This window comes from Janthinobacterium svalbardense, assembly GCF_002327145.1.
GTDB classification, from domain to species: domain Bacteria; phylum Pseudomonadota; class Gammaproteobacteria; order Burkholderiales; family Burkholderiaceae_D; genus Janthinobacterium; species Janthinobacterium tructae.
Window position 1 is genome coordinate 1,534,966 of record NZ_CP023422.1, and the last position, 25,034, is coordinate 1,559,999.

Here is a 25,034-nt window from a genome sequence, read left to right on the forward strand (position 1 = left end):
AGGGTTACAAGCCGAAGCATGTAACCCTTTTATTTGCCGCTAATTCTGTGGGGTGGCTGATGGGGAACCACCACCTACCCGCAGACCCCAGTGTTCATGCGGGTTCGCGGCGTGTTGTTACACAGCTATGTGTAGCAGTTAGTGTAGCAGATTTACCGTTCATACCGACGTTAGATGCCAGTATTTCTGAAATTTTTGGCTCTGTTTGGCGACGATTACACCTCCAGCAAAACAGCCGGTCATTAGTATTTAGCTCAGGTCCCATTCGCGGTTGTGGTCGCGGCCGAAGTCCCAGTCACTGCCTGCCTTGACACCGACTGGGTCGGCCTGGGAGTCGTGTCAACGTAACCCGCGGCTGGGAGAACCGCCAGCAACGAAACCGGCGGCCTTTGACAACATCCTGTTGGGCAAGGAGTACCAACGAAATAGCGGGACGAAAAAAAGCCCCCGAAGATTTCTCCACGAGGGCTTGAATCAATAATTCACTTTACCCTGCTTGCTGTGCGGTGAGCATCTCGATTGCGCCAACGTATTCCGGTCGGCTCATCATCGTCATCATACGCAGATGCCTAGCAACCGCATACCGCGCTTTCGAATCCCGCTCGTCATCACCGCCCTGGGCTGCCTCAGCTGCTACGGCGTCGCACTGGTGAACAATATCCAGTAGCGAGCTCAGTAGGCCCCCCATGCCAACTTCAGTGTAACCCTTGGTAATGACTTCGCAGAGTCCCTCGATAGCGTACTTTTCATACTCCAGAAGGCCTTCTTCCGTGGTACTAGCCTGTTGGAATAGGTTTGAACGTTCGATACGCGCATGTTCTTTGCTAAGCTCAGCGCTTGCCGCGCATGCAACTTGTTTTGCAGCCTTGCCAAACACGTAACCGCTCTCCGGATTGCTCACTGCTTTTTTCTTCGTCGACATTTTCAGTATCCTAAGTAATATGGTCCTACGCATGTATAGCAACACTTTCAGAAATTCTGTACTGGAATGTTTTCTATAGGAAATTTATGTTGTGCCCTGTGCTAGGCGGCAAGAACTCGATGTGGGAAGGGCGTGCGACGGCGACGGGCGGGTATTTCAAGACGAAAGTATCGACCTGACGGCGTTACTCTCGCAAAAAAAGACACTCCGCCCCTTCACGTGCGTCTTGTTGTCAGGGTTAGGACATCTTCCGTCTGGGGCGGCTCAGCGCCGATATCCTGTTCTCCTTTTTCGATTTGCTGAGTTAAGCGTCGGTGCTGCGCAATTTGGCGTTCCCAAGCATGGACACGACCGTATGCTCGGGGCTGAAAACTGGAAGGGACTTATTGACCACCGTCCCCAAGAGTTGAAGATTGAGTTCGGTGTGCCAAAGGCGAGGAATATCAGCGTTCATAATGAGCGCCTTCTTCTGCCGATTGATGCCTTGAAATCCGGGCACCCGGCGCAGAGATTCCACCAACTTGATGAGGAAGTCTGGCTTTCTTTCTTTGCTTGAGCGAACTCGGCCGGCAGCCTTGGTGAGTACGTGGCGCCATCGTGCGATGTAGTGCTCCTGCATCACCCACGTCCAGACGTAGGCCAGCTCGCCATTGCGCCGGCGAACCGGTCGGGACACCAAGTTGTACTGCTTCAGCCAGGGCAGGCGTGTCGCAGGCTGGCGCGCGTCAAGCGTACATTTTTCGCTAGCGAGTGTGCCGATGCCATCGGTGGCCATGAGCCAAAATAACCATTCACGTTCGGGACGCTCCACCGGATAGCTATCTTTCGGAAAAAGTACAAGCCGCGCACAGGAGCGTCCCCGCAACCTGTCATTGTCACGCATCCCGCGCGTAGCCAGCACGCGGTATTGTTTGTCAAATTTCTCGATAAGCTGCAGAACCTTTTCAGCCGATACCGTGCCGGCCTGAAATAGGTGATAGCCATGTCCGGCGGTTTCCGCGATGTAGCGCATCGCCGCAGATTTGGTGATTGCGATTGAAAGGTCGTAATTTTTCCCGGTCATTTTAAAGCCCCTGATGTTTTTGTTCCTTCGTATAGCGACAGGGACGCACGGAGCAGATTTCAGGCGCCATAGATACCGAAAGGGTCGGAATTTCGATGGCTCCAGCCGGAGGCGTGTGGTTTCATCCCCTGTGCCGAAGGCACCTAAAAAGAGGCCAAGAAAATTTTTGCGAAGGATTTTGCGAAGTCGCTATACAGGCCAGGACACTCATTGCAAGTGTTATGCAGGGGCTAGCCACCCTCAAGCCAATTTCGTTGGCTCTGGGGGCGCGCCAACGCCCCCTAGAGCCAGACACACACAGTTGATGCACTGCAAGCTGCTTTAGTCGAGCAGGAGGCAGCAGCGTCGGGACCGCCGGATGCACGTAATTGTGCCCGTCCGGCGATAACGGGCAGCCAGGGAGCGCCACTCCCTGGTTGACCCACACCGCCACACTCGAGGTTGTACGCGAGAGGGCGCGAACGTCTCAAAGGACCGCCTCGCAAGAGAGCGGCGCTGCAGGAGCAACCGGTGTCCGCAAGGGCTCCCGGTATGTGAAAGCAGATGAAATCCGAAGCTATGGAGAGACCAGGTAGGCAATCCTGGACTTGTATCGGGGCGCGAAAGCGTCCGCAAGCTACCCACACCTAGAACTCTGCCAAGTACCTGTAAAGGGCTTGGTGCGCATCTCAACTACCGAAGAGATACGACCGTGACCTCGAAAGAGAGCGGCGTAAACGCGGGGCACCATCGTGCGCAAGCATGATGGGTTCGGGGAGAGCTTAAGGGTGTAATTGCGACTAACGTTGAGGGCAGGGATGCTATCGACCAGGCGTTGCATTGGGAGAAAAAGAAACGGACCGCAAGGTCTTGCCGTGGGATGAGGCGGGTGGTACCCCTCGTCGGTGCGAACTGATGGAACTTCGAAGAAGCGCAAGCGTTTGGGCCTCTTGGCTGCGCGACGGGACACCATGGTGTTCGCCCGCTGGAAACGGGATTCGATGATTCTTAGGCACGGCTACTTTTTTGTAAATACTCCATTGTGAAGACGGGAATGTTGGCCGGTGACGGCATTGTTGATGATGGGGCTGACTACCCTGTAGACAATGCAGAATCCGAGATGCGGGAAACCGTACCGTGCCGACGGCTGCAAGATGATTAGTGATGGCGCAAGCCAGGCATCAGGAAGATTCGCACGAAAAACCTGTTTGCTTGCTCCCCCAGGAGCGACACGAAAGTCCTAACCGACGCGAAAGGCGTCAACTGTGTGTTTCGTTATGGCTTGGTCTGTGCTGCTTGGCGGCGGCGCAGATTCCGATTCCTTGGCCGGATTTCGGAGAAGATTAGGCACCTTGGCGGGTGCGAACGATGAAGGTATATCGGATATTTTTATTAACCAAAACGGGGGCGGCGAACCTGCCCCCGTTTTACCCATGCCCCGCAACCCAAGTGTGACCGCATCCCTGAAAGAGGGGGCTTGAGGTCGCGCCAGCATGATGAACGGGCCACCGACTAGAGCTATTCGCCAGACGAGGTGACGAAGTGTGAACATTTCAGGATAGCAAGATGCTATCCTTGCTTGGCCGGTCGAATTCGTCCACAACTGGACGGTCGCGCAAAGTGCACCGCCGATATCAATCGTGGGATTTCTAGGTTTACCAGACCTTTTCGATGAATACAAAATCAGAAAACTATTTAAACGAATGCAGAGCTGCCCTCAGCTCCGAGCAGACCCACTCTCTTGCCATAACGGCGAACTGGGCTCACGTCGATAAACAAAAGGTACATGCCGATTGGGATGAGCTATATCGGGAAATGGTACCAGTGATAGGGGTGCTTCTTCCTTCCGCAGAACCGGTACAAGCACTTATCGCAGAGCATTACCGCATAGTTTCCCGATTCTATAAACCATCAAAGAAGGCATATATTGGAATGAGCCTTTTCTACGGCGAAGACCAAGACATGATGAAATTCCACAATGGCTATCATCGGAATATGGTCCCATTCCTAGCTCAGGCAATATCAATATATGCCGAAGCCAATTTGTAGCGTTGTTTCGCCGTAGCCGTAACCACCAGCCTAGCTTACGGGCCGTAATCTCTAATGACGGATTTGAGTCGATTCTGGCTTGTCGTCGTTGCCGTCTGACTTTCAACTTGGCAACCACTATGTTTAGCCAAAGGGCCGGGTTCGGCCAAAAGCGGCCGCCCGTCGTAAGATGCACTTGCCTTAAAACTGAGGTGTGTGACGCTAACAGTCTGGTATTTTCTATCCGGTATCGGGAGTAATTTTGGAAAAAGAATCTGAACGTCGAGCCGTAGCGGTAAGAGTCGCAAATTCGGCAAATGATTTAGAGCGTGAGGCGTTACTTCTCTGGATGTTTCAGTTGATTCAAGTTCGTGAGAGTCATCTTTCAAACTGGAAGAAGGCTCGCAGTGCAGTGAAATTAACTTTGGAAAGTAAGGTAGTTTGGCCAATTGTGAAAATACTTTCACTCGAAGTTAAGAGGCTTGGCTGGGACGAACGAGGAACCAAAAGCAGGTTTGGCATTATTGGAAGCGGCATTGGGCTTACACTCTTTGGGACGCAAGGGGCGGGAATAGCAGCGCTTGGTACCGCAATAGGAGTTCCTCTTTGGGTTGTGCTTGGAACTGGGGCATATTTTGCTCCTGTCCTAATTGATGAACTTAAGAAAAAAATTCCGAGGCATCGCCAGCCTATTGTGGCGCCGCAAGAGCAATTGCTTAATTTCGATGGCCTATCTTTCAGCAGCCTGAAAAAGATAGACTTACTTAATAGCTCACCAGCTGCGCTTGACGAAAACCCAACGCTAGACAATGTAAAGTTTGAAAGTGAGAATGGGCAAGAACTGGTCGTAACTCTGCCGCAAGGTGCTGATGTTAACGATGTGATTGAATGTGCAAAGTGCCTTCACAAACTCACAGTGACGCACGTATGGCTAGACGAATTAGCGCAGCGAGTTGGAGCCTCTAGGCTTCTACGTCTTGACCAGGGAATGTTGAAGAGGCTGAGGTGCACGGAGTGCAGTAGTAGAAATTTTATAGTTGTCCAAGCCAGGCTGCCTGACGTCAATATAGCGGATGAAATTAAACCGTTTATGTGTGGGATATGTGGCGGAGATGGCGGGGCAGGTGGTCGATGCTGGAAATGTGGTGGCACTGGATTTGCGGATGCTTAGCAAATAAATTTGCTACCATTTTGACTCGAAATAAAAAATCCAATGTCCGCTTAGGGGCGTAAGCGGTCGTTCGACCTGCCATCCATTGTCATTGTAGTTTATGTCATGAAAAAAATAGCGAAATCAAAAGATTTCGCTATTGGTAAATAAGAGATGGGCCGATTTTCCCGTACCTGTTGGTGCGGATTGGCTCTTCTAGTCTGAGCTTTTGGTTAAATTAATGATGCACTTCGAGCCCCGTTTTTGGGAAGGTGAACATCCAAGGGGTGCCGCCATCCCGTGCTAAGCGCATCAGGTAAAACTGATAGCTGATAATCAGCCAGGCCGTCAACTCCGAGAAGGCTCGTGGCTTGGCTTCAGCAGTAACGTCCTCGCACGCTGCAAACGATGATTCAATCCGTTCGATGAGAAACGGGACAGCGTCTTCAGGCAGTTCCTTCTCATGCTCCATACGCTGAGCTAATTCCGGACTGTAAGTGCGTAAGTCCAAGAGTCTGTCAACGATATCTCCAATGTCGATTGGTCGCATAACGATGTCCTAATTGTTGTGACGCCGCTCGCGTCTGCGCCGGCCGTCCTGGTTGATGGGGCTGACTTTCAAATGAAGACGATGGCTGAGGCATTAAGCTTCAGCCAGTGCATCTTCGATGGCATCCTCCAAAGAACGTAAATGTTTCTCGAAGAAAATCGGTGCCCTACAGAGGGTGCCTTTCTCGACGACCCTCACTTTACAGCCTTGAGGTATACGGACCAGGTGGCTGACGAGCTGAGTACGGCGCCGCGCCTGTTTCTTACTTTTTGCCTGAATGAACGCGATGACTTGGCCCGATTTTGTGAATTCAAACATATCCTTGGTACTAATCATATCGTATGTCCTTATACTCCGGTTGACAGGGTTTATCGCTGTTAACACGTATAGCGACAGATTTTTGGATGTGATGATTTTTCTTGGGTGGCTTTAAAAAATATTTCGATTAAAAATAACTCGTTCTTTTTATTTGATTAAAAAATAGGCATATCTATTTAAGAAAAATGCTGCTAGAATTTTAAATCCTATAATAGAACAAAAGAAAAACAGATGAAATTTCTGGCGCACCTCTACGACCTGCTGTTCGCTCCAGCCGGCGTTTTCGATTCTGATTCGAGTGTGATATGCACAAGCGACGCAAACGATTTTCTATGGTCCGATGAATTTATGGTCAACCCGGCGACTGGTCTTCCGATGACTGGCGGTATGGGAGGCTTTGACGGTATGGGAAACGCGTTCGGATTCGACACGAACCACAACGATGACAGCGCGTCAATGTTTGACAATTGTGAGTTCGAGTAGACGTTCAATACCGGTCCGCCCTTCGACTGATAGCTCCGTTGGAAGCGGTCCGGCCTTGGCCTACTGAGACCTAACCCATAGTAGGGCCAATGCGCTGCCGGCAGACGCGGGCAGCACCGCTCTATGCTCGTTGGGTGATGGTTCGATAGTGGGAATTATCTCGCAAAGCTGGGCGACAATTATTTCTTCTTGCCAGCCTTCCAGTGTGCTGCATACGACGCAGCAAATTCATAGACAAACTTCTTCTCGCGCGCCGGCAGGTCTTTTATGACCTCGACCAGCATATCCGCCATTGCGCTGTCCTTGTCTGTGTCGGCCAAAAGGGCGGTGAGGGAGACTTTCAATACCCTTGCAACTTCATCCAAACGTTCAATGGAGGGTAGCTGGGCACCCGTTTCAAGGCGCGATAACGTGACATTTTCGAGGTCAAGGGACTCGGCGACCTGCGCCTGTGTGAGTCCGAGGGCGAGCCTGGCGATTTTGATGTTGCGGCCAATACGAATGCCGAGGGTGCTCCCGTTGGCGGCCTTGGGTTTCCTGGGCATGTGACTTTCTCACGAAAATGCAGCATGGTCGGATGGTCACCATTTTATTGAAATGACATAAAACGATATTAAAATTGATGTAAAATGTTGTTTTACGTAAACTATCGGTGCTTGGCATACGGAAAGGACGCAATGATGGCTTTAAGCATAAAGAAATTAATTAGGGCGTTTCAGGCCTTTCTTGCATTTGTCATTCTGCTACTTCCCGTAGTCAGCCATGCCTATTCCGCCGTCGCCGGTGCGGATGGAAACTCGGCTACTACTTATGTCGGAGGGAATTTTCCCACACAGAAGATTGCGGACTCCACGGCGTTGAACGGTTGTAGAACGGTAGCAAAGGAAGCCGGCCTGTCGAAGTTAGCGACAAATTGCAAGGTGTGGCACAGACAAAAGGGGGCGGGAGCGGGAGCAGTTGTTTGTGGCAAAAAGGGATGCGCAGTAAGCACTGGCTACGAGAGCGAGCAGGTTGCGGTAGACCGGGCATATCAACAATGCGAGGAGCAAAAGTATGTTGAGTGCCAAAAAACCGCAATAACTAGCTGGTGGGACGATGCCGGATACCGGAAACAAACCGCACAAAATTCTGCTCCAGCTAAAGCCTGTGGACCACCGCCTGGCCGGACTGTACGGTCGACCTATCAATGCAATAACGGTGACTGCACCAGGACATTCGAGAACGGATGCACTGTCCGATTCCAAGCCCCTTATTGTCATGACCCATTCACCGGAAAATGGGAGTGGAAGGCTGACGGCTGTTAGCGAAAATGCCGATATCCGCCGGTTGCGTCGCTCTAAACGTAAAACTTGGTATAGAGCCCGAACATCAGCATGCCGCTGAATATATTTCAAATTTACTGGGATTTATATGTATAGACTTGTCATCGCTATAACTTTTCCTGTCGTTGCGACGCTCACCGGTTGCGCCGCAGGCAACAGTTATCTCGCCAACCGCACCACCACGGTCGAGATGTACCACATCTTTGATATCAAGACCAATGCTGGCACCGGCATCGTAGTCAAGGCAGCGGCCGATGGATTGGCTCAAAACACGAGTGACATCAATCAGGTTACTCCGCTGCAGATGGGTAAAACGGTGCCAGTTGAACCTGGGAGATTCGTCATTGAGGATGTCGGGGCGAAACTTGCTGCCTCGAACGCTGGTCTGGGCGCGCTGATGCAAATGGGAGCGATGCAGAACGGCGGCGTGAGCATGAAAGCCGCGAAATGCGATGACGCGGTCTGGACGTCGCGCGCTCAGCGCAGTATCGCAGGTTCGAGCAATTTGACGTTGTATAGCTGCTTGTACAAATACCAGGCCGGCTACCGCCTTGACACCTATGCTGTGTTTCAGAAAACCGAAGGCGGCCTAAGCCAGGTCTCGCGTGACATTGCCAACTCGCTGGTTGGTACACCAGAGCAATGGGTCAACAAAACGATTCTCGACACGGTGCACGCCATCGAAAACGTAACTGGCACAAAAGCCGTCCGCATTGAAGGCCAGCCTGAACTCACCGAGTTGCCAAGTGGGGCACTCGTTGGCAAAAGCTAATGACTGTCGATGAGCTAGTTTAGGGGCTGTTTAAGTGGCCTGTTTGTACTTTACATCAAAAGGAATGCATGAAGACATTGAAAATTTTGGCGGTAGCCGCGATGGTCGTGGTGGCCGGCTGCGGCGGTGGTGGTTCGAGTAGCAACGGTAACGCGGCGACCCCGACCACGCCCTCGACGACTCCCCCGGCGACGGCTGGAACTATGGTGACTAACCCGCTGACCGGTGCAGTTGCGCCAGGCGTGGCGACAACGGCCATTTTCGGCACAGCCAGTGTAGGCGCCGTCGTGACAGCCTATGGTGTGCAGTCTGACGGCAGCGCTGGCGCTGTGCTAGGTGCGCCGGCCACTGCCGACATCAATGGCGACTTCAAAATTGGCGCTACTCAAGCGCCGCTTGGCATGGTGCGTTTGGTCGCAGTTGGAGGCAAGACGACGCGTGCGGCGGACAACACTGTACAGCCAAGCGGCACGCTCGAACTCGTGGCACCGTTCGTGACCACCGAGTACAACAACTTCAAAATCAGTCCACTGACGGACATCGCCGCCAATGCGATGACCTATCAAGCACGCAAGGGTGCTACGCTTGCCAATGCGTTCTCGACCGGCATGCAGAACCTGCTGGCTTTGGACTCTGCGAATCTATTAATGATGCAAGACAAGACGGTGTACCTCAATGTCCTAAAGGGCTCCGTCAAGAGCGACACGTTGTACTTTGGCGGCCAGTCGCTGCAGAGCCGGGAATTGCTCGATGGTCTGGAATACCTGGGCGTGATGCTGGACCTGCCGGCCAGCGCAGTGGCCAAGGCGGTCGGTGCTTCGGCTCAGGGTGGCTATGCAGCCGGCGGCGTGGACGGCGCTGGCAGCGCCATCAACGTCGGCGCCTGGTCCAACGGTGTGTTTGTGACGTCCGCAGCCATGACGCTTAAGACGCTGATGGACACGAAGACGCCGGAGACCCAGAAGGTCATTGATGCTGGGGCCAAGGTTGCGCCACGCCTGGGCGAGTACGTGAGCCGCTACATGATTGCCGACTTTGTGATGGACACGGCGTGCCGCAGCAATGCGTCGGTCTACTACACAAGCCGCTATCCGTTCTACCAGGTTGACAGCCAGGGCAAGATGGCTGCCGCCGACTGCAGCGCAGCCGCGCAACGTATCGCCGACCTGAAGGCGCGCATCGCCACTAACAGCAGCAGCGCGATGAAGTAATAGGCTTGTTGCTATTGCGACTCTACCCCGATTGCCCGCCAAAACACCAGGTAGGGTATTTGGGTGTCATAGGTGTGTAAAAATACCGTTATAGCGCGATGAGCGTTATAACGGTATAGAGTGAATCAGCTTTTCCTGCCAGGCACAAGCTTTTCAAGCCGGCCAAGTAACTCGACTAATTGTTGAGCACTGAGCAGACCCAATGCATGCAATCCTGCACGCACAACCTCACTTTTGCTGGTCGAACTTCGACCCTCCTTGTTGGCCATGATGCGCAGTTCCTCGATTCGTGCATAGTCATCCGGGGGCATGGAGAATGTATCCCGTACGACGGATGATTTTTTTGCAGTTGGCCTGGTTTCGGTGGCGGATTCGGGCGCCTTCAGCAGGATAGAATCTGCCTTGTCGAATCGCTCCACCAAGGCTACATCCTGTTGCGTGACGGTCGCCCGAACCTTCACATTGTCGAACATCTTTTTCGTCATTTTCCGTCTCCCAGTAGCGCCAATACCTCGTCGGCAAGTGCTTTGACCTCATCTGCGGCCGCCTTCGCATCGCGGCCCAAAGCCGACACCGATACGCCGCTCACGACCGCTTCCTGATACGCGGTTCGGTTCGTCAGCCTCGACGACATCAATGGGATGCCGAATTCACTCAATTCTTGCATGATGGCGTTTGATAGCGATGTCCTTACGACTCTGTTGGGCAAAATGACGGCCTTCAACGCTGGATTGAAATCTGCTCCCCGTTCAATCAAACGTTTGACTCCACGAGCCGCCCATAAGTCTGCAGGCGAGGGCGGCAACGGCACGATGACCAAGTCGGCTACGAGAATCACCGACTGCGGGCTTAACGAATCCAATCCCGGCGGACAGTCGACGATGATGAAATCATAGTTATCGAGGTGCTTTTGAATCTCACGATGTACTTTTCCCGCGTACGCCGATAGGTTGACCACCGCCGCTGGAAACGGCTTGCCCTCCGGTGCTGCATTTGCCCAGGCGGACGCTGATGCCTGCGCATCGCAATCAGCGACGAGAACGCGATGCCCCCGCTCAGCGAGTTCTGCAGAAAGGACCATGGTAGTGGTTGTTTTACCAACTCCGCCTTTTGGATGGGTTACGGCGATTAAACGTGCTTGAGTATGCATATAGTTTTCCTCTTATTGACAGTGCTTTCGGTTGGAACGGTGGTATTCGTTCTACTGATATGTAGCCAATGGATTTATATCGGCGGTGGAACGCGGCCCAAGCTGGAGCGGTCTTCGGAGCGAACCAGGCGACTGCAGAAGGCAGTGACAGAGTGCGATGGCGCGCATACCGATGTGTTACAAATCCTGTTCGCGTTGGGGTCTATGCACGTATAGCGAACGCGCGGTGGAAACAGCGCTGGCGATATCAAATTTTTGAGCAGAGGGATGACGTTGCGAATGGCTGGCTGGGGGTAGGCGACTTCTGGTGGTGGCAGCGGTGAGAGTTGAGAGTTGAGAGACGGTACTGGTCCGGCCAGAAGTGGAGCAGCACGCAACAAGCTATTACGATACAACCTGTGCGACAGAATGGAATGAGTTTTATGGTATAAATAATATAAACGATATTAATGGTCTATACGGTAATTTCAACATCCTAAGTGTGTTTGCCAGGTCAGGTTTAGTGACTGGACAGCACCCGAGCGATGGGTGCCGTTAATAACGTGTGGGTTTCTGTACGACCTCAGCCTACCGAGGAGCCGCGCGTGCGCTCCAGGACGGGCGATGCCGAACGACACCCCGCATCGTAGATTGAGGGCTGTGGAAGTAATATGTGCGATAAGCGTGGGAGCGCGGCACGCCGCGCGGCCAAGGCTACAGTGCGACGGACAGGCCAATTCTGTTGGCCAAGGAACAGCAGATGCCGGTGGGTGGCCCTGGAATTGTGTGCCGCATTGGCGCACTGCGTCTCACGGTCGCTGTCTGAGTCCCCGTTGACGCGTTGCGGTATCGATTGCGGATGGTTTCCTGTGCGCGCCAAACGCTCTTGGCCAACCGCATTTAGGGCACTTTTTTTCAGAACAAGTTTTATAAGAAGAAAGTCCCTGCCCGTCTTTCATTGCCAGGCAAGTCCGTTTTTTCAAGCGAGGACGGCGCCACATAGGCGCGGACCGAAGCGTCGCCATAGTCATTCCTAGTGGAGGTCTGGCTGTGGCCCTCCTACGGTACTTTGGGGTGGATTTTTTCCTGTGTTTCGTGCGTTTTTTTGCCGTCGTCGATAGTTCCCGGCGCGCGGCGATAGTTCCCGGTTTTGTCGTCGATAGTTCCCACTTTTCTCCGAGGTCAGCATCCCACTTCGAGGAAGGCCGTGCAGTTCCGGCAGGTATGCAAGCGGTCATCCATGGGCGAATACCGCAGCGGCGCCGGGACGCGGAATTGGGGCAAGCGGCCCCTTGGACAACTGCGCGCCAGCGCCACTTTCATTTTTTCTTAAAATAAGTTTTTTAAGAAGGAGTCTGAGTACGGGTCTCGTTGCCAGGCAAGCCCGTTTTTCAAGCAAGGGCGGCGCCCATAGGCGCGGACCGAAGCGTCGTCGGTAGTTATTCCAAGTGGGGGCTCGGCAGTGGCCCCGCAGACGTTGTTTCTGGGTGAACTTTCCCTTTGTTTCGTGTGTTTTTTTGCTGTCGTCGATAGTTCCCGGCGCGCGGCGATAGTTCCCGGTTTTGTCGTCGATAGTTCCCACCTCTTTATTCGGTTTCGAATATTGTGTCCTTCCCTGAAGGCCGCGTGTTTTTCGACGACGCTGCAGCATCCCGAAGCCATACGGGCTTTGAAGGTGGCCGGTAGCGGAAGCGGTCGCCCAGGGCGTGGGCGGCGGGAATTGGTGGAAAGAGCACGCCGGCGTGAAGAGCGTTCAGTGCCGGGTTGACCGAGGTGTTGTGCGCCCCCCAATGCACGGCTTCTTGCTCGGAGGCTGCGGCGCTCCTCGGTAAAGCAGGGTAGGGATATTAGTGGCGGGCTGTGGGCTTTGCACCGGCGCCAGGCGCGCCACTGCAGCTATGCGTGGGCCAGTCAAAGATGTGCTCTATCGCCGGCGTCCGGGGACCTCCAATTTGTCGTTGTCAGGACGCTCGCCGGACGCTTGCGGCGAAAGTTCCGCGCTCGCTCCGAGTAAAAGCCCCCGTCACACCCAACAAGCCCGTTCTGGCCCGCCGGCTGGTACGATATTTTTTGGACAGCTATTGTATTTGAAGAGAAGGGTTGAACCATCCCGTTGCCAGGCATGCGGACTCTCCGCTCGCGCTACGAGCCGCGCGCAGGTGGAGGGCGCGGCGATAGCGATGGCACTTCCAGAACCTCCGGCGAAGTCGTCGCCGTAGCACGCCATCAAAAAGGGGCATCTACCGATTGCATCGGAGCCGTTAGCGCTAGGCGCTGCTTTCTGGTGCACGGGGATTGTCAGCCGTTTTGCCGTCGATAATGTCCCGCTTGATGCGATGGATGTCGACCTGGCCGCGAGGTATTAGAATGCAACGCCACGCGGGCAGCAGGTCAATTGCCAGTAGCGCGGCACGCAGCTTATTATCCCTGCTGCGGAGTGTACTTCCCGTCGCTTCGCCGCTCCAGATATGCGCGTGCAGCTTGCTGATAGTCAGACGCCGCGTTGTGCCAGTGCGCATAGAACCGCTGAGGTAGGCATGCAGGGCCTTGGTCGATTCGTCCGGCAGCGCATTGCGTTCGCCCAGTGAAATTTTGATAAACTGGCGGCCGTAAATCGCCTCTGTCGCTCGCCGATTTAGCGCAATAATTACACCATTATCATTGCCGCGAATCCAGGACAGTAGCCTCGACTCATATTCGATTCCGTCACGGCATTCCCAAATAGTGGTCTCCGCCAGCCGTTTCACAGCGGATTTAATGTTCGTGATGTTGTTCCCGCTATGAGAACTGTAACCGGCTGCAATTTCAATCTTTCGCCAATGTGCGATTACGACTGCGACGTCAGATTGCGGGCCCTCGCAGGATAGTTGTTTCAGGAGCTTCGCTTTGTCGCCTACCGCGCTATTCGGGTCGATGGAAAACGCTTGTTGCCCCGCAATAGACAGCAGTGCTAATAGTGCCGATTGCTCCGGAATGCCCAGTGCATCGGGGCCGCGCCAGCGCACCGAGGAGACTCCAAACGAGCGGGTAACGTCGAGCTTTGCACGCGCTGTTTTCTTCAGTACCAAAAACACCGGCGCGATGGCCAGAGCGGGTTCTTGAAGTGCAAAGTCGAAACGCATCTCACCAGTCATAGATTCTCTCCTTACTAGCACTTGTTGCCGCGCTATTGCTTTCCTTACCGCCGTGTTGCGTGGCACCCAACACCCCCTTCAAAATCGTGTGCGTCATCACTCCGCCTTCGTTTCGTTTGAGCCATATTGTCGGTTCGGGCGCGATGTAATTTGCCTTGGCAAAATCGAGTCGGGCATACGATTTGTGATGTCCCAATAACCGATGCTTCCGCGCTACGGTCTCGGACATGGCTGACAGGTTGACTTGCCAACGCACGGCATCGGTAAGCGCGCTGGAACCGCGCGATGCTGCCGCAAGGTCTGTGGCGTCGTTGTATATCGCCCCTTTGCCTATGTGATGCGCCGCAATCACGGCGGCGCCGGTGCGTTTTGCCAGCGCCTCAAGCACCTGCACGATGTAGGTCATCGACGAAGAGCTATTCTCGTCGCCGTCGTGCAATCGCCGTAAAGGGTCGATGATGACTAATCGCGCTCCTGCACAGAATTTACAAAGGGTCTCGAAAAATTCGGTGGTCGCGCCATTGTCAATCAGGGCAACCGACTGTCCTGCCGCTGGCACGAGCAGCAGGTTCTTTTCCAGCAGAGTAGTAAATTCGCTTTCGGCGGCCACGGTCGAGGCCGAACATTTTTCACGTTGAAGGTCCATCCATTTCTTTATCGCGTGTAGGCGAATGCGAAGGATGTCGGACGATTCCTCGGCCGCAATGAGCACTACGCGCGCCGGCGCGCTGCGTGGCGTCAGAGGATTGTCGAAAGCCGGCGAGCCGGTCGCCACTGCCATCCCTAGTTGGGTCAGCAACATCGTTTTCCCCACTCCCCTGCACCGACCACAGTGCCGACGGACCCGGCCGTTAACCCGGGAAGGACGAAGTCGAGCGTGGGTGCGTTGGCGCTAAGTGCGGCGCGTATTCCCAACGGAATTATCTTCTTCATTCCAAGTCCCCTGGCGGCTTTCAACATGGCTGGCGAGCCAGTGGTCTACATCGATTTGCCGCCAGCGGAGTAATCGTGTTCCTGGAATGTGAAGCCGCGGCGGCACAGCAAGCCGATTCCGTTTCATGTCTTTCTTAATCGTTTCCGGGCTGCGGCCAAGCATGGCGCTGAGTTCGTTCAAATCTAGTAGTGCGTTATTCATGCAGGTCCCATTGGTGACGGTGGATGTACAGGCCTGCGTTGGTATGTTGCCGGCCATACGTGCCAGTACGTGGCGTACTGTTGAGCGGTATAGCGGATGAATTTATATGCGCGCTCGGTCATCAAGGCCGGCGGCGATTGATACTGGCCAACGCTGAGGCAGGTATGTTCATGGCGCTCTTCCTGCGCCGAGCACCATGTGCCCACTTAAAGGGGACGTCGACTTGCCCAGGCAACGCGTGCTGCCGTAAGCCGACTCTGATAGAGCAAGCGACAGGTTACGAGAAGAACTAATAACAGTTGACAATAAAGTTGCCGCGTGGAATACTGAATTTATCGCATCACAATGATGCGGCGTCCCCCCATAAAGCGGACGTGGTTTTCTGGGCCCTAATGCCATGTGCAATAGGGTTTGGAGAAAAAAACCTCTATGGCCAAGTGCCATTAGAGGTTTTTTTTCGTCCACGTTTTCTTATGGGTTGGCTTTTGCTCTTTAAAAACCAAACGAATGGACAGCCACGCGCATCAGGTTTACAGACCCGGCAGTGGATATGGACCATTTTGTTTCGCCTTCAATTTCCCCACTACTTCGGTAACCTAAGAGCCCATTTCGGACCGGTGAAAGTGCTTCCATGGAAGAGCTCCGCTGGAAAATAAAACAAAAAATCGGTACGGGTGACTTATGGCCAATTGGACTCTCGTCAGCGCCTCAGCTTCGACCGCGATACATGTGATATGTATTCCTCAACAATGAACCTACGAATTTGAACACCGCCTCAACCAAAGAGTACCGCGGGTTATCCCTGATTTTCGCAGTCCATGCGAGAGGCCGAAAAATTATTTGACTTGTACCACAAGAATTCGAATTTGTACCTATACGAGGTAAGGGAGCAGAGAAATCTCTCCACATAGGTCAATCGCACACGCCACTTAGGCCAATAAAAATCACAGGAAAATAATGGAAAACAAAATTGTACTTTCTCTCTACAAAAATAGTCGTAATGCTGTTATTGGGAACCTCTTTGTTGGAGGAGGAAAGGACAGGGTAATCGCGACAACACATCCAGCGACTATTGCTGCTTCAATTTTCGCAATGGAAGGGCGTACGTTAGTGTTCAAATCCGACAAGGGAGAAGCAGAATTCGCCTTTCCGATTAAAACGGAGGATTTGGTCGTGCTGGCGTCTCTGCTCAGCAATCAGGACCAAGCCGATTTCATGAGTGGTTTTGCAACATTTTCCCGATTTGATTTTTTACACCCGTTGCCGTTCGACGACCAGGCGGACCTGCATTTGCGCACTGCAATTTATCACATGGACAAGAGTCTAATCCGAATCGCTCCGTTATCACCGGCACCGAAGGGATTCAAAAAGGAGTTGCGGGCGCGGAATTGCTACGTGTATTACCCGTATTGCTGATTCAGTTGGAGGCTGTGGTGTTTGGTGTTTGGTGTTGAGTGAGTCGTAAAAGGAACAATTCAATGTCCGTGCTGCAAGCAATTCTGAACATGGCATATCTGATAATCGCGATTTTTGCATTGCTCGGTGCCATAGACTTCATAAAAGAGAGTCTGGTTATTTTCAAAGAAGCTCTCCGCAAGCGAAGAGAGCGCGATGACCAATAAAAGGTCTATTTAATTTTTGGCCCCCGCATCTTAGGGGCCATTTTTCATATCTGCGCTCCCCTCAGTTGGGAGCCTGGTGCGCGATTGTGGAAAACTCATTGAGGTTGAATTACACCGGGAATGGGGTGCCGCGTGGTGTCCGAGGTCGATGCTGACAACAGCCTCGCCTTAGAGTTTAACGGCCAGGCCGACGGGCGTTAGCGGCGCGGACTATATTTCGCGGGTCATAACGTTGGCTGTCCAAGTTTCCCGCGGCGATTAGCGTTTCGTACAATCCGTGCAGTGCATACAACCCGTCCAACTCGTCCAACCTATACAACCCGTGCAACCTGTGCGACCCATCCAAGCCGCGCAAATCGTGATAACGGTGCAATTTTAGACCGATAGCGGAAGCTATGTCTCTGGCGTTACAACCCAACGGGTGGCTACCGGCTACGCTTCAGGCGTATCTCTTTCGGCAGCCTGCGCGCAAGCCCCGCTCCGCTGTCAATCTCTGGCACAACCGGCGAACAGTTCATGAACGGATGAGTATGTCACCGAACATGAAGTGAAATATGCAGCCGCCGCGACGTGGCCGTAACTGGTACAGCAGAAATCGGTAGAAAATTGTGCGTTCACGCACAATTTGCCCAAATAATCGGCGACACGTGAAAAATTCCTGACTACGATGGCGTCTGTCGATGAGGTTGGCGTGATGCAACTTTATCTTAGAGTAATATTTTGTCATATTTGCATGATGGAGAGGAAATTTATAAACCAATTTTCGAGGAAAATGTTGATATTACGGCCATGTCAGATTTAGAGCCCGGTACGGTAGCAGACTATTACCTCAAAGGCGCTTCGCCCATCCCTCAAAGGTGTACAGTGCCCATCGCAGCGAACCCACGATAGCTCTGAAAATGTCATTGCATTAAATGACTTGTTCGGTGGCCAAGGTGCAGATAGAGGGAATCTACGCTGGTTGGCATCATCACATTTCCGACTGATACGTGAGGCCCATAGTCAGCGCTGCCCGTCGCTCTGATTCTTACCCCTGATTTAAATTGAGGTTTTCAATCGGCATTGCAGATGTCGAGGGATTCGTGTTGCTAAAATTTATTGATATTGCTCGACTAACCTAGCTGAAAATCTTTTTCTATAAAAGGAAATAATATGCAAGATGCTGAATTGAATGCGGTCGAAGTCGCCATCGAAAAATATCACTCCGGCGAAATGAGTGTGGCTGATGCGCAATGCTTACTACGCGACGCGTGGGAGTTAGAAGAAGTCAATGGACGTAAGCGTGCACTGGAAGTTTTTTCGTCAAGTGCCGAAGGTACCATCGGGGACCGATACCGTTTTCGCGCCGAATGCAGTAGAGATGCTGAGTTATTTATCCAGGCAATACAGTGCTTCATTGAGCCGGCAGGGAGCATTTCTCCACATTCGTACTACGCAGATGTCGGGGTCAAATTCTCCATCGTCAAGAAAATATCGCCGAGAGACCTTCTCTGGATTGCTTCATTTATCGTCGATGGTCATGTACTTGTACAAACGTTAGAAAAGGAAGATAGGTACACCGGAAAACGCGATTACTATCGCCGCTTAGATGTACACGAGCCTCGGTACAAACCTTCGAGAGACGTGCTCAAAGAAGTAAGAAAAAACGTGGCTCACCGCATACAGAACCTCAAGCATCTCCTTGCTGACTCCAGACAGTTTGCACAAGATTTGAAGGTATTAACCGCGTAATTTCTCAGCGTCCACTTTGGCAAACTTGCCCTTGCGTGTTGAAGCGTTTCACATAATTAATATACATAGAGGCGAAAAATCCATGATTGAGTATAAAACTAAATGTAATGGCGTAATTAACGTTCCGCCGCAAGTCGAACAACATTTGAACGCTCATCCGAATGTTGTTGAACATCTGAGTGCAGCTATCGGAAAGATACGTTTGCCTACAAGCCAGAAGAAGTTTGAGTGCGAAATCGAAATGGACAGAATCATTGGGCGGGTTGGCATTGTAAAAACCGGTCCGCTTCAAATTGGAGAGCGCGCGCTATTTGCTCTTCGGGAGAATCGCAAGCTGCCATCACGTGTTGCAAGTGTTGGCGAGTTTGGACAGGAGACGTCGCGGATTGTGGTAGTGGCCAAGCCGAGCCATATTGATGGGCAGTATGACCTCATCACAGCTTGGATTGGAAAACTAGCGGAGAAGGAACCTTGGGACCGGAACATATCCGGACGGCGGGAATTTGAGGACTGCTTGAACTTTTGGTGCTGTTCGGCATTGGTCTACGACCCAGCCCTCATGGGGCCTATGTTTGAAAGCAGCTGGAAAGATATTCTATCTCTAGGCAAGTGTCGATTTCTGTAGATTCGATGAGTTATTCAAAGGTATTGATACGATTGCCGTGCGGCGTTAGGTTCAGGGGCTGCTATGGCTATCCATGCACCTCTTTTATCGGCGATGGCGCCCGCGGTCGGAATCGGCTCGGAACCGGCTAGTTGACATCGTCAATTAGCCTAGCAGGCACACATTTAAATGAAAGCGGTTTCAATGATTTCTTGGCACTACACCACAGGCGATAAATACGAGCTAATCAAAAAATCCGGTTTGCTTCTACCCGCCGACATCGGAGTAATTGCTCCCGAACGCCCAATTCTTTGGTTCTCTACGCACCCGAAGTTTGAACCTACGGCTATGAAGCCATTACACGGAGCCCAAGGTTTTATTCGTATGCTGACGCTGGAAGAGCTGCGTGAAATGGCGGGCGGGTTGGTTCGTTTCCGTTGCCCAGTTAGCCGTCTTAAGTTTGGCGAAAACTTGCGCAAGGAGGCAAAGATGAAATCAAAGATATGGCGCGGTCTCGCAAAGGCTGCTGAAAAAGTTAACGCGAGGCAGAGTGATTGGTGGGGCCATGTTGGCACGATGGAAATCGCTGACCTGAAAGTCGAACTGATGAGTAATCGCATGACTTGGCTGCCGGAGAATGCTTGATTCTAGCCGGTGTTTTCCGCGACGGGAATATTCGGGATGGCGTCAGCCAACGTGGCGTCGGCGATGATTGCGTGCCAACGCCCGATGGGTAGCCGGCCGGCACGCCTTTCAGCTGACTGCGCTGTGCTTGAGCGCAAGTATGCGGGCCGTCTTCAGCAGGATAATGTCCTGCCTTGCCCCGCTATGGCGCGCACCCGTAAAAAACGGGGAGCACGCTGCGGATGCTACCGCTGACCCCATAACCGCTCGGCCAAAGTCGCTAAGCGTGGCCGGACGGCTTCGGCCGCACGTTGAGCACCTCCGCTGCCAAGTCGGCCACATGGCAATGCGCCAGCAACATATGACCGGCCACCGTCGTGTGCGCCACCCGCCCGTTAGCCTGAGCCGCAACCACCGGACTGCTCCGAGTAGCGGTGCCCACATTGACCTTGTAGTTGACGCCGATGTCGCAATCTTCCGTCCGGCGTATTTATATCGCGGCTCGGGCTGCGAGTGAATGGCCCACTTGTCCGTCCAGGTGAGGTTCTCGCGCGGCCGCTTGCTAGCTTCTTGACGCGTCGCTGGTTCAGGTTGGCAAGTAGAGAGGCCGTTGCTGGTTGAGCTTGTTGAGCTTGAGAGCGTTTGTGGCGTAGCCGCGCCGTCGCCGGCGCGTGGCCTCCAGCACGCCGTGCTCGACTTTGGCCTTGCCCTATGTTGGAGCCTGGATGTCGGCGGCTCGACCGCGCAGCAATGGTCGGTCAGGCTGCGCTAGGGAGAGCTGACGTCGGACTCATAGTTCGAGGGCAGCGAAGTGCCCCTGCGGAGTTCTTGGGCACCTGCAGCCCGATGCCGCCATCGAAGAATTCGAGCGGGTGCGCACCCTCGATGGCGATGGCGATGGCGATTGCTCTGGCGCGGCTGCGGGGTCCCAAAGCAATCGTTGGGGCGTTCGCGCTGAATCGATGTCATTCCAGATTTTAGATGAGATTCTCTAAAATTTCTTTATCCCTTATAAATCCTCGTTTTTTCAAAATCATCAGCTAGCTTCAGCCCTTTTTCTCTGGAGAACTCTGGATAAATATAAACGCACTTCCTAGATTTCGGGTGAGTGACGAATCACTTACATATCAAACCTTAACCAACATGGAGCCAAAACATGACCCGCGTATTTATCCTGAATTCACCCGTTCGCAGCATCAGAAACTTGACATCAGCAGAGTGCGCCAATCTGCGCGCCGAAGGTGTGAGCTGCTCTCCCGCGTGGATAGTTTCACCTGACGGTAGCGAGAGCGGCAGCGGAGGGCGCTTGTATTCCCCAGCTCCGGGTGGTGGTCACGACAACGCAGATATCTACGCGTTGCAGTCGTAATCATCAGCTCAAGAATGGGAGCCGCAATGAACAAATTCGAAAGCCGTACGGCGCAAGAGCCGACCGCCGTTACAGCAGCACGTTTCCTCGCGCTGCTGAAACGCCGAGGTCTGGAATACGGAATCGCGTACGAGTGGGTTGGCCGCTGTCGGCACGGAATCATTGAGGTCTTCGACGCGGCTCTGGGGCCCTTCGATGGCGCTGTAGCGTGCGAGCGGTTTAGCCGCAGTACGCATCTCTGGACCGAGGCAGACGGACGCATCGGGACTATGCGCACAGATTCGCCAAAGCATCTTGCGGTCAAGGCCCTGGTGGCCACGCTTGAAGATTAATCGATATAGACACCGAAGGCTATTCGGAACCGGCTCTCAAGCTGCGCTGCGCCGAACGGCTCGCCGAAAAAATCAGCATCACTAAATTCAGGAGTTCTCAATGATTGACTTGCCAAAAATTACCACTATCGATTCCAAGTTTCATTTGGATGTGCCGTTTTGGCTTAATGGCATATTCCGGACGATTTTCAAGACGGCGAAATGGAATCCTCACGGTAACGTGTTCGTGACACCAGCAACTGACCAGAATCTACAAAAATGGAAGAAATTCCATGGGTATGCGATGACGGTGGCAGAGTCTTTGAAAAAGGCCAATCTGGTGCCTTATAGTCGCGTCCCGGTCATCTACGCGCTCACGCATATCAATGCGTTTCCACTGCTGGGCGGATTTATCTGCGCAGCTCGTCGTGCCGGTTGGACTGAGACCGAAATTCGCGAGGTTGCCAAGCTCGCAACTTCCAGCCACAATGGACACCTACACTGGGTACTTGGCGTTTTCTGCTTGGAGCCAAGTCGGCGGTGCCGACGCTGATTTGGCAGTGCACCTGGGAGCCGTCGTGTGACGGCATCGCGGGTGTCGCACCGCTACCAGGCTTGTCCGACGCTGATTTGGGATGGCGACCCCCTGCATGAGCAGCCGCTGCTGTCGAACGAGCAGACGTGAGCCGGGCGCTGCATTAAACGACTTCGGGAAGTCTACAATAGCCAGTTGGCACTTCTTGTCGGGCGACGACCATCGGTTTGCTTTGTGCCGGCTGCAAGGGTGCCCACAGCACTCGGTATGGGGCCGGAAAAATCGGTGGTATAACCTTCCAACCCAGACGGCGCGCCGCGTAAGCGCTTCCCTGCAGGCGGCGGTATCGCTCGAGTTGTCCAAAGGGGCGCTGCGTTCGCCGACCGAGTAGTAACATCGGTTCGCGTACACGTGAGCGAAGCATTACTCGGCACCTGCGTTGTAGCCTATCCAGACGTTCGACTGCTTTGAGTCGATGGGCGACCGGGTACGCAATTGCCAACTTCTAACGGAGGTCGAAATGAACAAGAAAATTGCGCCTAAGGACAATAGTGCCAATATCGGGAATGCCAACAAGGGCACGCCTGGCAGAAACCGACAGTACGACCAGGCCCAAGGAAATCGAGGCAAGCAACTAGCAGAAACGCCAGACGCGACGCCTTCGGTTAAACCTAAAGATGCCACGAAAGGTCAGGGAAGGGACGGTTGAGCCTTAGCCAGCGCCGATGGCGCAAACGATGGTATGGATTGACATGCCGCAAATGGTATAAACAATATTACTGGCTTAACTCGTGCTACTCGTTGGAATCGTCCGATTCATACAACGCGTGTGGTAGCTAGAAACCTTGTCCCGGCGTTGGAGCTGTTTGGATGCCGGCGACCGCAGTCTGCGCTTACTGCCGCCAGCTCAAAATAGTTCGCTCTGCTTGACAATGGGTACCTTTGGCGCCGACTGTCCTGCCATCAGTTCGGCCGGGTAGGGCTGTAGGTATGTCCGCGCGCGTTCGGGGTCCTTGCATCCAAGCCATTCGTCATAGTCCGACGCCGGAACAATGACCAGCGAATGCTTTTCCTCGCCCTTCCGGTGGAAGCGTTTCATGAACGGATTGTCGTCGGCGTTGATGGTCAACTGGGTGAAAGAAAACGACTTCTTTCCATTCTCTTCTTCCCATTCCCGGTAGAGGCCGGCGACGGCAAACGGCTCACCAGTGGCCATCCCGATGGACCACCGAACATGCGTGGGTTGCTCTCAATTTGGTTCGAAGAAGCGGACCATAGAGACAAGGCAGAGCTGAGACTTGGCCCGTGCGGACTTGTACGTTCTCAGTTGGCCAACGGTTTCGGCACGGGCGTTCATTGTCGTCAGACGCTAACCAGGCGGCATGTGCCGTCTTCCGATGAACCCGATGGCACGGGTCCACAAGTCTCTTTGCAGGGTTTGCACGGCCACGAGGCTGTGACCCGTCAAGCCTTGCTGATTAGCGGTTCGGTAACACGGAATTCGCCAATATGGCCGTCCTCGACCTCGAAGAAGACGTAAGTCGGCGCGTCATGCGTCAGCAGGGACGTGTGCGATACTCTCACTTCGGTCTTGGCCTCCGAGGTGGCATTACGCAGGTCGCTCGCCAGCGCCCGCGCCGCTTCGCGTACGTTGGTTCTGCGAATAGCCAGCGTTTCTTTCTTGTTCCAAAAGGAAGTGAACTGCCGGCAGTCGCGCTCAGCGCTCTCCTCGATGCTCTGAAGGCGGTTTGCAACCTCTTCGGCGCTGCGCAGCAACCCTTCCATTCTCGCCTGTTTGAGCGCCGGCTCACCTGGGTATAGGGACAACACGTGCCAAGCCAGTGCACGGGTTTTAAGCGTCAGACGCATGTCCTTGGCAAGGTCTTTGAGTTTCTCATACTTGGTCACAGCTTCTTTTTCCAGGTCTCCAGTGCCCGCCAGTTCGTTATGTTCGATGGCTTGAGTGCAACGGCGCTCAAGCTCTTGCTGCAGATGGTGCTGTATCTGCAGCAGCTCGCGGTCGCAACTCTCGAGTTCGCTTCTAATCGCTGCCGACAGTTCGCCTTTGGCAATCGCAGATGCTGCCAACTCTAGATACTCATAGGTTCCTGAGACCTTTGCCCGCCGTCCTTCGTCGAGGAAGTGAGCGACGTTCTGTATCCCCTTGCGGATGTCCTCTAGTTTTGCCGAGATATCAGCCAGGTGCTTTTGTGCCACGATTACTGAAGCGATTTGCCAAACTGCGGCAGCATTAACCATACTTTGCAAATCGTTAGCGTCGAGGAGCTTGGCATGCTCCGAGATTTTGTTATCAGCACCAACCGCCCATGCGCGCAGACCCACGCCATCTTTCGCTCGAACCAGTTCGCCGCTAATGACCACCTCCATCAATTGCTTGCCGCGATGCCCCTCTTCGACCAGCAATGCGGGAACAGCCTGGAATCCTGCACTCAGCCGCGCTCCCAAACCAGATTCTTTGGGAAGTGCTTTTGCTGTTCGAAAGCGCTCTCCATCCGAAAGCGAGGTGATGCGGACACCTGGACGTTGGGCGTCCTCACCCAATACGATGGCAAGTGGTAGCCATGGCTTGCTCTCGACTGAGTCTGCGACCGAAGTCAGAACTGCTTCACCCCTTGGGATGAGCTGGAGAGCCTGCGTATTCGACGCGTGAGGCATGTTGTCTGATTTGCGTCGCTGGAAAAACATTAGGCCACCCGTGACAAAAATTACAGCGATTCCCAACCAAACGATGTACTGCACGCTCATGACCTCTCCTTTAAATTGGCTTTTACCAAGGACGCTTAACGATTCTGGGTTCGTTAGCCCTCGCCACCCGCCTTGCGAAGCGGCCGATAGACTGTGCCATGTCCGAGTGCTGCAATGCAATGCTTAACTACGTGGTTGTCTAGCCGCGTAGACAATTACGTCTTTCCCAGTGCTGTTGCGCGCGAAATAGCATAGTACTTGGCCACATACAACCGACGGGTGTTCATCATCGCAGACAAGTTTGGTTGAGCGTTTGTTCAACGCATCCTAAAATGC

The 25,034-nt window shown here is 53.4% G+C and carries 25 protein-coding genes; 13 read left to right on the plus strand and 12 right to left on the minus strand.

Annotated features, from left to right (window positions below; all coding sequences use genetic code 11):
* Nucleotides 1–487: 487 nt before the first annotated feature.
* Nucleotides 488–922: a hypothetical protein gene (locus CNX70_RS06740; RefSeq protein ID WP_157750919.1), complete on the minus strand. Its 435-nt coding sequence runs from the start codon at nt 920–922 to the stop codon at nt 488–490.
* 304 nt (nt 923–1,226) lie between these two features.
* On the minus strand, nt 1,227–1,985 hold the full coding sequence (locus tag CNX70_RS06745) for a hypothetical protein (RefSeq protein ID WP_096234064.1): 759 nt from the start codon (nt 1,983–1,985) through the stop codon (nt 1,227–1,229).
* Nucleotides 1,986–3,635: 1,650 nt separating this feature from the next.
* On the opposite strand from CNX70_RS06745, the gene CNX70_RS06750 reads away from it, so the two are divergent.
* Both CNX70_RS06750 and CNX70_RS28010 read left to right on the plus strand, forming a co-directional pair.
* Nucleotides 3,636–4,013 (plus strand): TipAS antibiotic-recognition domain-containing protein, encoded by a 378-nt coding sequence (locus tag CNX70_RS06750; protein WP_096234065.1) that lies wholly within the window; start codon nt 3,636–3,638, stop codon nt 4,011–4,013.
* Between the two features lie 241 nt (nt 4,014–4,254).
* Nucleotides 4,255–5,163, plus strand: coding sequence for a hypothetical protein (locus CNX70_RS28010; protein WP_157750920.1), 909 nt, complete (start codon nt 4,255–4,257; stop codon nt 5,161–5,163).
* Between the two features lie 217 nt (nt 5,164–5,380).
* Here CNX70_RS28010 and CNX70_RS06755 read toward each other — a convergent pair whose 3' ends face one another.
* Both CNX70_RS06755 and CNX70_RS06760 read right to left on the minus strand, forming a co-directional pair.
* Nucleotides 5,381–5,692 carry a hypothetical protein gene (locus CNX70_RS06755; protein ID WP_096234066.1) on the minus strand — a complete coding sequence of 104 codons (312 nt, stop codon included), beginning with the start codon at nt 5,690–5,692 and terminating at the stop codon, nt 5,381–5,383.
* 93 nt (nt 5,693–5,785) lie between these two features.
* Nucleotides 5,786–6,028: a hypothetical protein gene (locus tag CNX70_RS06760; protein ID WP_096234067.1), complete on the minus strand. Its 243-nt coding sequence runs from the start codon at nt 6,026–6,028 to the stop codon at nt 5,786–5,788.
* Nucleotides 6,029–6,241: 213 nt separating this feature from the next.
* Here CNX70_RS06760 and CNX70_RS06765 point away from each other — a divergent pair, with 213 nt between their 5' ends.
* Nucleotides 6,242–6,493 (plus strand): hypothetical protein, encoded by a 252-nt coding sequence (locus tag CNX70_RS06765; RefSeq protein WP_096234068.1) that lies wholly within the window; start codon nt 6,242–6,244, stop codon nt 6,491–6,493.
* A gap of 179 nt (nt 6,494–6,672) precedes the next feature.
* On the opposite strand, the gene CNX70_RS06770 is transcribed toward CNX70_RS06765, so the two are convergent.
* Nucleotides 6,673–7,038, minus strand: coding sequence for a helix-turn-helix domain-containing protein (locus CNX70_RS06770; protein WP_096234069.1), 366 nt, complete (start codon nt 7,036–7,038; stop codon nt 6,673–6,675).
* Between the two features lie 865 nt (nt 7,039–7,903).
* Here CNX70_RS06770 and CNX70_RS06775 point away from each other — a divergent pair.
* Both CNX70_RS06775 and CNX70_RS06780 read left to right on the plus strand, forming a co-directional pair.
* Entirely contained in the window at nt 7,904–8,587 is a 684-nt protein-coding gene (locus CNX70_RS06775) for a hypothetical protein (protein WP_096234070.1), read from the plus strand.
* 68 nt (nt 8,588–8,655) lie between these two features.
* Nucleotides 8,656–9,798 carry a hypothetical protein gene (locus CNX70_RS06780; RefSeq protein ID WP_157750921.1) on the plus strand — a complete coding sequence of 381 codons (1,143 nt, stop codon included), beginning with the start codon at nt 8,656–8,658 and terminating at the stop codon, nt 9,796–9,798.
* Between the two features lie 125 nt (nt 9,799–9,923).
* On the opposite strand, the gene CNX70_RS06785 is transcribed toward CNX70_RS06780, so the two are convergent.
* From CNX70_RS06785 to CNX70_RS06805, 5 genes are all read right to left on the minus strand, one after another.
* Nucleotides 9,924–10,283 carry a hypothetical protein gene (locus CNX70_RS06785; protein ID WP_096234072.1) on the minus strand — a complete coding sequence of 120 codons (360 nt, stop codon included), beginning with the start codon at nt 10,281–10,283 and terminating at the stop codon, nt 9,924–9,926.
* Nucleotides 10,280–10,948 (minus strand): ParA family partition ATPase, encoded by a 669-nt coding sequence (parA, locus tag CNX70_RS06790; RefSeq protein ID WP_096234073.1) that lies wholly within the window; start codon nt 10,946–10,948, stop codon nt 10,280–10,282. The genes CNX70_RS06785 and parA overlap by 4 nt, the downstream gene beginning before the upstream one ends.
* Nucleotides 10,949–13,194: 2,246 nt before the next feature.
* A complete protein-coding gene (gene repC / locus CNX70_RS06795) occupies nt 13,195–14,061 on the minus strand; it encodes a replication protein C, IncQ-type (protein ID WP_096234074.1) in 867 nt (288 codons plus the stop codon).
* Entirely contained in the window at nt 14,051–14,875 is an 825-nt protein-coding gene (locus CNX70_RS06800) for a helicase RepA family protein (RefSeq protein ID WP_279629348.1), read from the minus strand. Before CNX70_RS06800 ends, repC begins: the two co-directional genes overlap by 11 nt.
* Nucleotides 14,876–14,953: 78 nt before the next feature.
* Complete coding sequence (locus CNX70_RS06805; RefSeq protein ID WP_096238312.1) at nt 14,954–15,196, minus strand: helix-turn-helix transcriptional regulator; 243 nt, start codon at nt 15,194–15,196, stop codon at nt 14,954–14,956.
* Nucleotides 15,197–16,153: 957 nt separating this feature from the next.
* On the opposite strand from CNX70_RS06805, the gene CNX70_RS06810 reads away from it, so the two are divergent.
* From CNX70_RS06810 to CNX70_RS06840, 8 genes are all read left to right on the plus strand, one after another.
* On the plus strand, nt 16,154–16,612 hold the full coding sequence (locus CNX70_RS06810) for a hypothetical protein (protein ID WP_096234076.1): 459 nt from the start codon (nt 16,154–16,156) through the stop codon (nt 16,610–16,612).
* Between the two features lie 62 nt (nt 16,613–16,674).
* Complete coding sequence (locus CNX70_RS28015; protein WP_157750922.1) at nt 16,675–16,818, plus strand: hypothetical protein; 144 nt, start codon at nt 16,675–16,677, stop codon at nt 16,816–16,818.
* Nucleotides 16,819–17,970: 1,152 nt separating this feature from the next.
* The gene (locus CNX70_RS06815; RefSeq protein WP_096234077.1) at nt 17,971–18,549 is read left to right on the plus strand and encodes a hypothetical protein; all 579 of its coding nucleotides are present in this window, start codon (nt 17,971–17,973) and stop codon (nt 18,547–18,549) included.
* 82 nt (nt 18,550–18,631) lie between these two features.
* Nucleotides 18,632–19,174, plus strand: coding sequence for a hypothetical protein (locus tag CNX70_RS06820; RefSeq protein WP_157750923.1), 543 nt, complete (start codon nt 18,632–18,634; stop codon nt 19,172–19,174).
* A gap of 168 nt (nt 19,175–19,342) precedes the next feature.
* Nucleotides 19,343–19,798, plus strand: coding sequence for a hypothetical protein (locus CNX70_RS06825; RefSeq protein WP_157750924.1), 456 nt, complete (start codon nt 19,343–19,345; stop codon nt 19,796–19,798).
* Nucleotides 19,799–21,172: 1,374 nt separating this feature from the next.
* Nucleotides 21,173–21,478, plus strand: coding sequence for a hypothetical protein (locus tag CNX70_RS06830; RefSeq protein ID WP_096234080.1), 306 nt, complete (start codon nt 21,173–21,175; stop codon nt 21,476–21,478).
* 100 nt (nt 21,479–21,578) lie between these two features.
* Entirely contained in the window at nt 21,579–22,010 is a 432-nt protein-coding gene (locus CNX70_RS06835; RefSeq protein ID WP_096234081.1) for a hypothetical protein, read from the plus strand.
* A 502-nt stretch (nt 22,011–22,512) separates the two neighbouring features.
* Complete coding sequence (locus CNX70_RS06840; RefSeq protein ID WP_157750925.1) at nt 22,513–22,701, plus strand: hypothetical protein; 189 nt, start codon at nt 22,513–22,515, stop codon at nt 22,699–22,701.
* 198 nt (nt 22,702–22,899) lie between these two features.
* On the opposite strand, the gene CNX70_RS06845 is transcribed toward CNX70_RS06840, so the two are convergent.
* Nucleotides 22,900–23,214, minus strand: a complete 315-nt coding sequence (locus CNX70_RS06845) for an SOS response-associated peptidase family protein (RefSeq protein WP_425269250.1) — start codon at nt 23,212–23,214, stop codon at nt 22,900–22,902.
* A 242-nt stretch (nt 23,215–23,456) separates the two neighbouring features.
* Nucleotides 23,457–24,758, minus strand: a complete 1,302-nt coding sequence (locus CNX70_RS06850) for a hypothetical protein (RefSeq protein WP_096234084.1) — start codon at nt 24,756–24,758, stop codon at nt 23,457–23,459.
* Nucleotides 24,759–25,034 lie beyond the last annotated feature (276 nt).

Coding starts and splice junctions, on each gene's coding strand:
- CNX70_RS06750 (WP_096234065.1), top strand. CDS start 3,636: ATGAATACAAAATCAGAAAACTATTTAAACGAATGCAGAGCTGCCCTC.
- CNX70_RS06825 (WP_157750924.1), top strand. CDS start 19,343: ATGAAAGCGGTTTCAATGATTTCTTGGCACTACACCACAGGCGATAAA.
- CNX70_RS06835 (WP_096234081.1), top strand. CDS start 21,579: ATGATTGACTTGCCAAAAATTACCACTATCGATTCCAAGTTTCATTTG.
- CNX70_RS06765 (WP_096234068.1), top strand. CDS start 6,242: ATGAAATTTCTGGCGCACCTCTACGACCTGCTGTTCGCTCCAGCCGGC.
- CNX70_RS06805 (WP_096238312.1), bottom strand. CDS start 15,196: ATGAATAACGCACTACTAGATTTGAACGAACTCAGCGCCATGCTTGGC.
- CNX70_RS06755 (WP_096234066.1), bottom strand. CDS start 5,692: ATGCGACCAATCGACATTGGAGATATCGTTGACAGACTCTTGGACTTA.
- CNX70_RS06810 (WP_096234076.1), top strand. CDS start 16,154: ATGGAAAACAAAATTGTACTTTCTCTCTACAAAAATAGTCGTAATGCT.
- CNX70_RS28015 (WP_157750922.1), top strand. CDS start 16,675: ATGTCCGTGCTGCAAGCAATTCTGAACATGGCATATCTGATAATCGCG.
- CNX70_RS06815 (WP_096234077.1), top strand. CDS start 17,971: ATGCAAGATGCTGAATTGAATGCGGTCGAAGTCGCCATCGAAAAATAT.
- CNX70_RS06775 (WP_096234070.1), top strand. CDS start 7,904: ATGTATAGACTTGTCATCGCTATAACTTTTCCTGTCGTTGCGACGCTC.
- CNX70_RS06840 (WP_157750925.1), top strand. CDS start 22,513: ATGAACAAGAAAATTGCGCCTAAGGACAATAGTGCCAATATCGGGAAT.
- parA (WP_096234073.1), bottom strand. CDS start 10,948: ATGCATACTCAAGCACGTTTAATCGCCGTAACCCATCCAAAAGGCGGA.
- CNX70_RS06850 (WP_096234084.1), bottom strand. CDS start 24,758: ATGAGCGTGCAGTACATCGTTTGGTTGGGAATCGCTGTAATTTTTGTC.
- CNX70_RS06770 (WP_096234069.1), bottom strand. CDS start 7,038: ATGCCCAGGAAACCCAAGGCCGCCAACGGGAGCACCCTCGGCATTCGT.
- CNX70_RS06740 (WP_157750919.1), bottom strand. CDS start 922: ATGTCGACGAAGAAAAAAGCAGTGAGCAATCCGGAGAGCGGTTACGTG.
- repC (WP_096234074.1), bottom strand. CDS start 14,061: ATGACTGGTGAGATGCGTTTCGACTTTGCACTTCAAGAACCCGCTCTG.
- CNX70_RS06745 (WP_096234064.1), bottom strand. CDS start 1,985: ATGACCGGGAAAAATTACGACCTTTCAATCGCAATCACCAAATCTGCG.
- CNX70_RS06785 (WP_096234072.1), bottom strand. CDS start 10,283: ATGACGAAAAAGATGTTCGACAATGTGAAGGTTCGGGCGACCGTCACG.
- CNX70_RS06830 (WP_096234080.1), top strand. CDS start 21,173: ATGAACAAATTCGAAAGCCGTACGGCGCAAGAGCCGACCGCCGTTACA.
- CNX70_RS06760 (WP_096234067.1), bottom strand. CDS start 6,028: ATGATTAGTACCAAGGATATGTTTGAATTCACAAAATCGGGCCAAGTC.
- CNX70_RS06780 (WP_157750921.1), top strand. CDS start 8,656: ATGAAGACATTGAAAATTTTGGCGGTAGCCGCGATGGTCGTGGTGGCC.
- CNX70_RS06820 (WP_157750923.1), top strand. CDS start 18,632: ATGATTGAGTATAAAACTAAATGTAATGGCGTAATTAACGTTCCGCCG.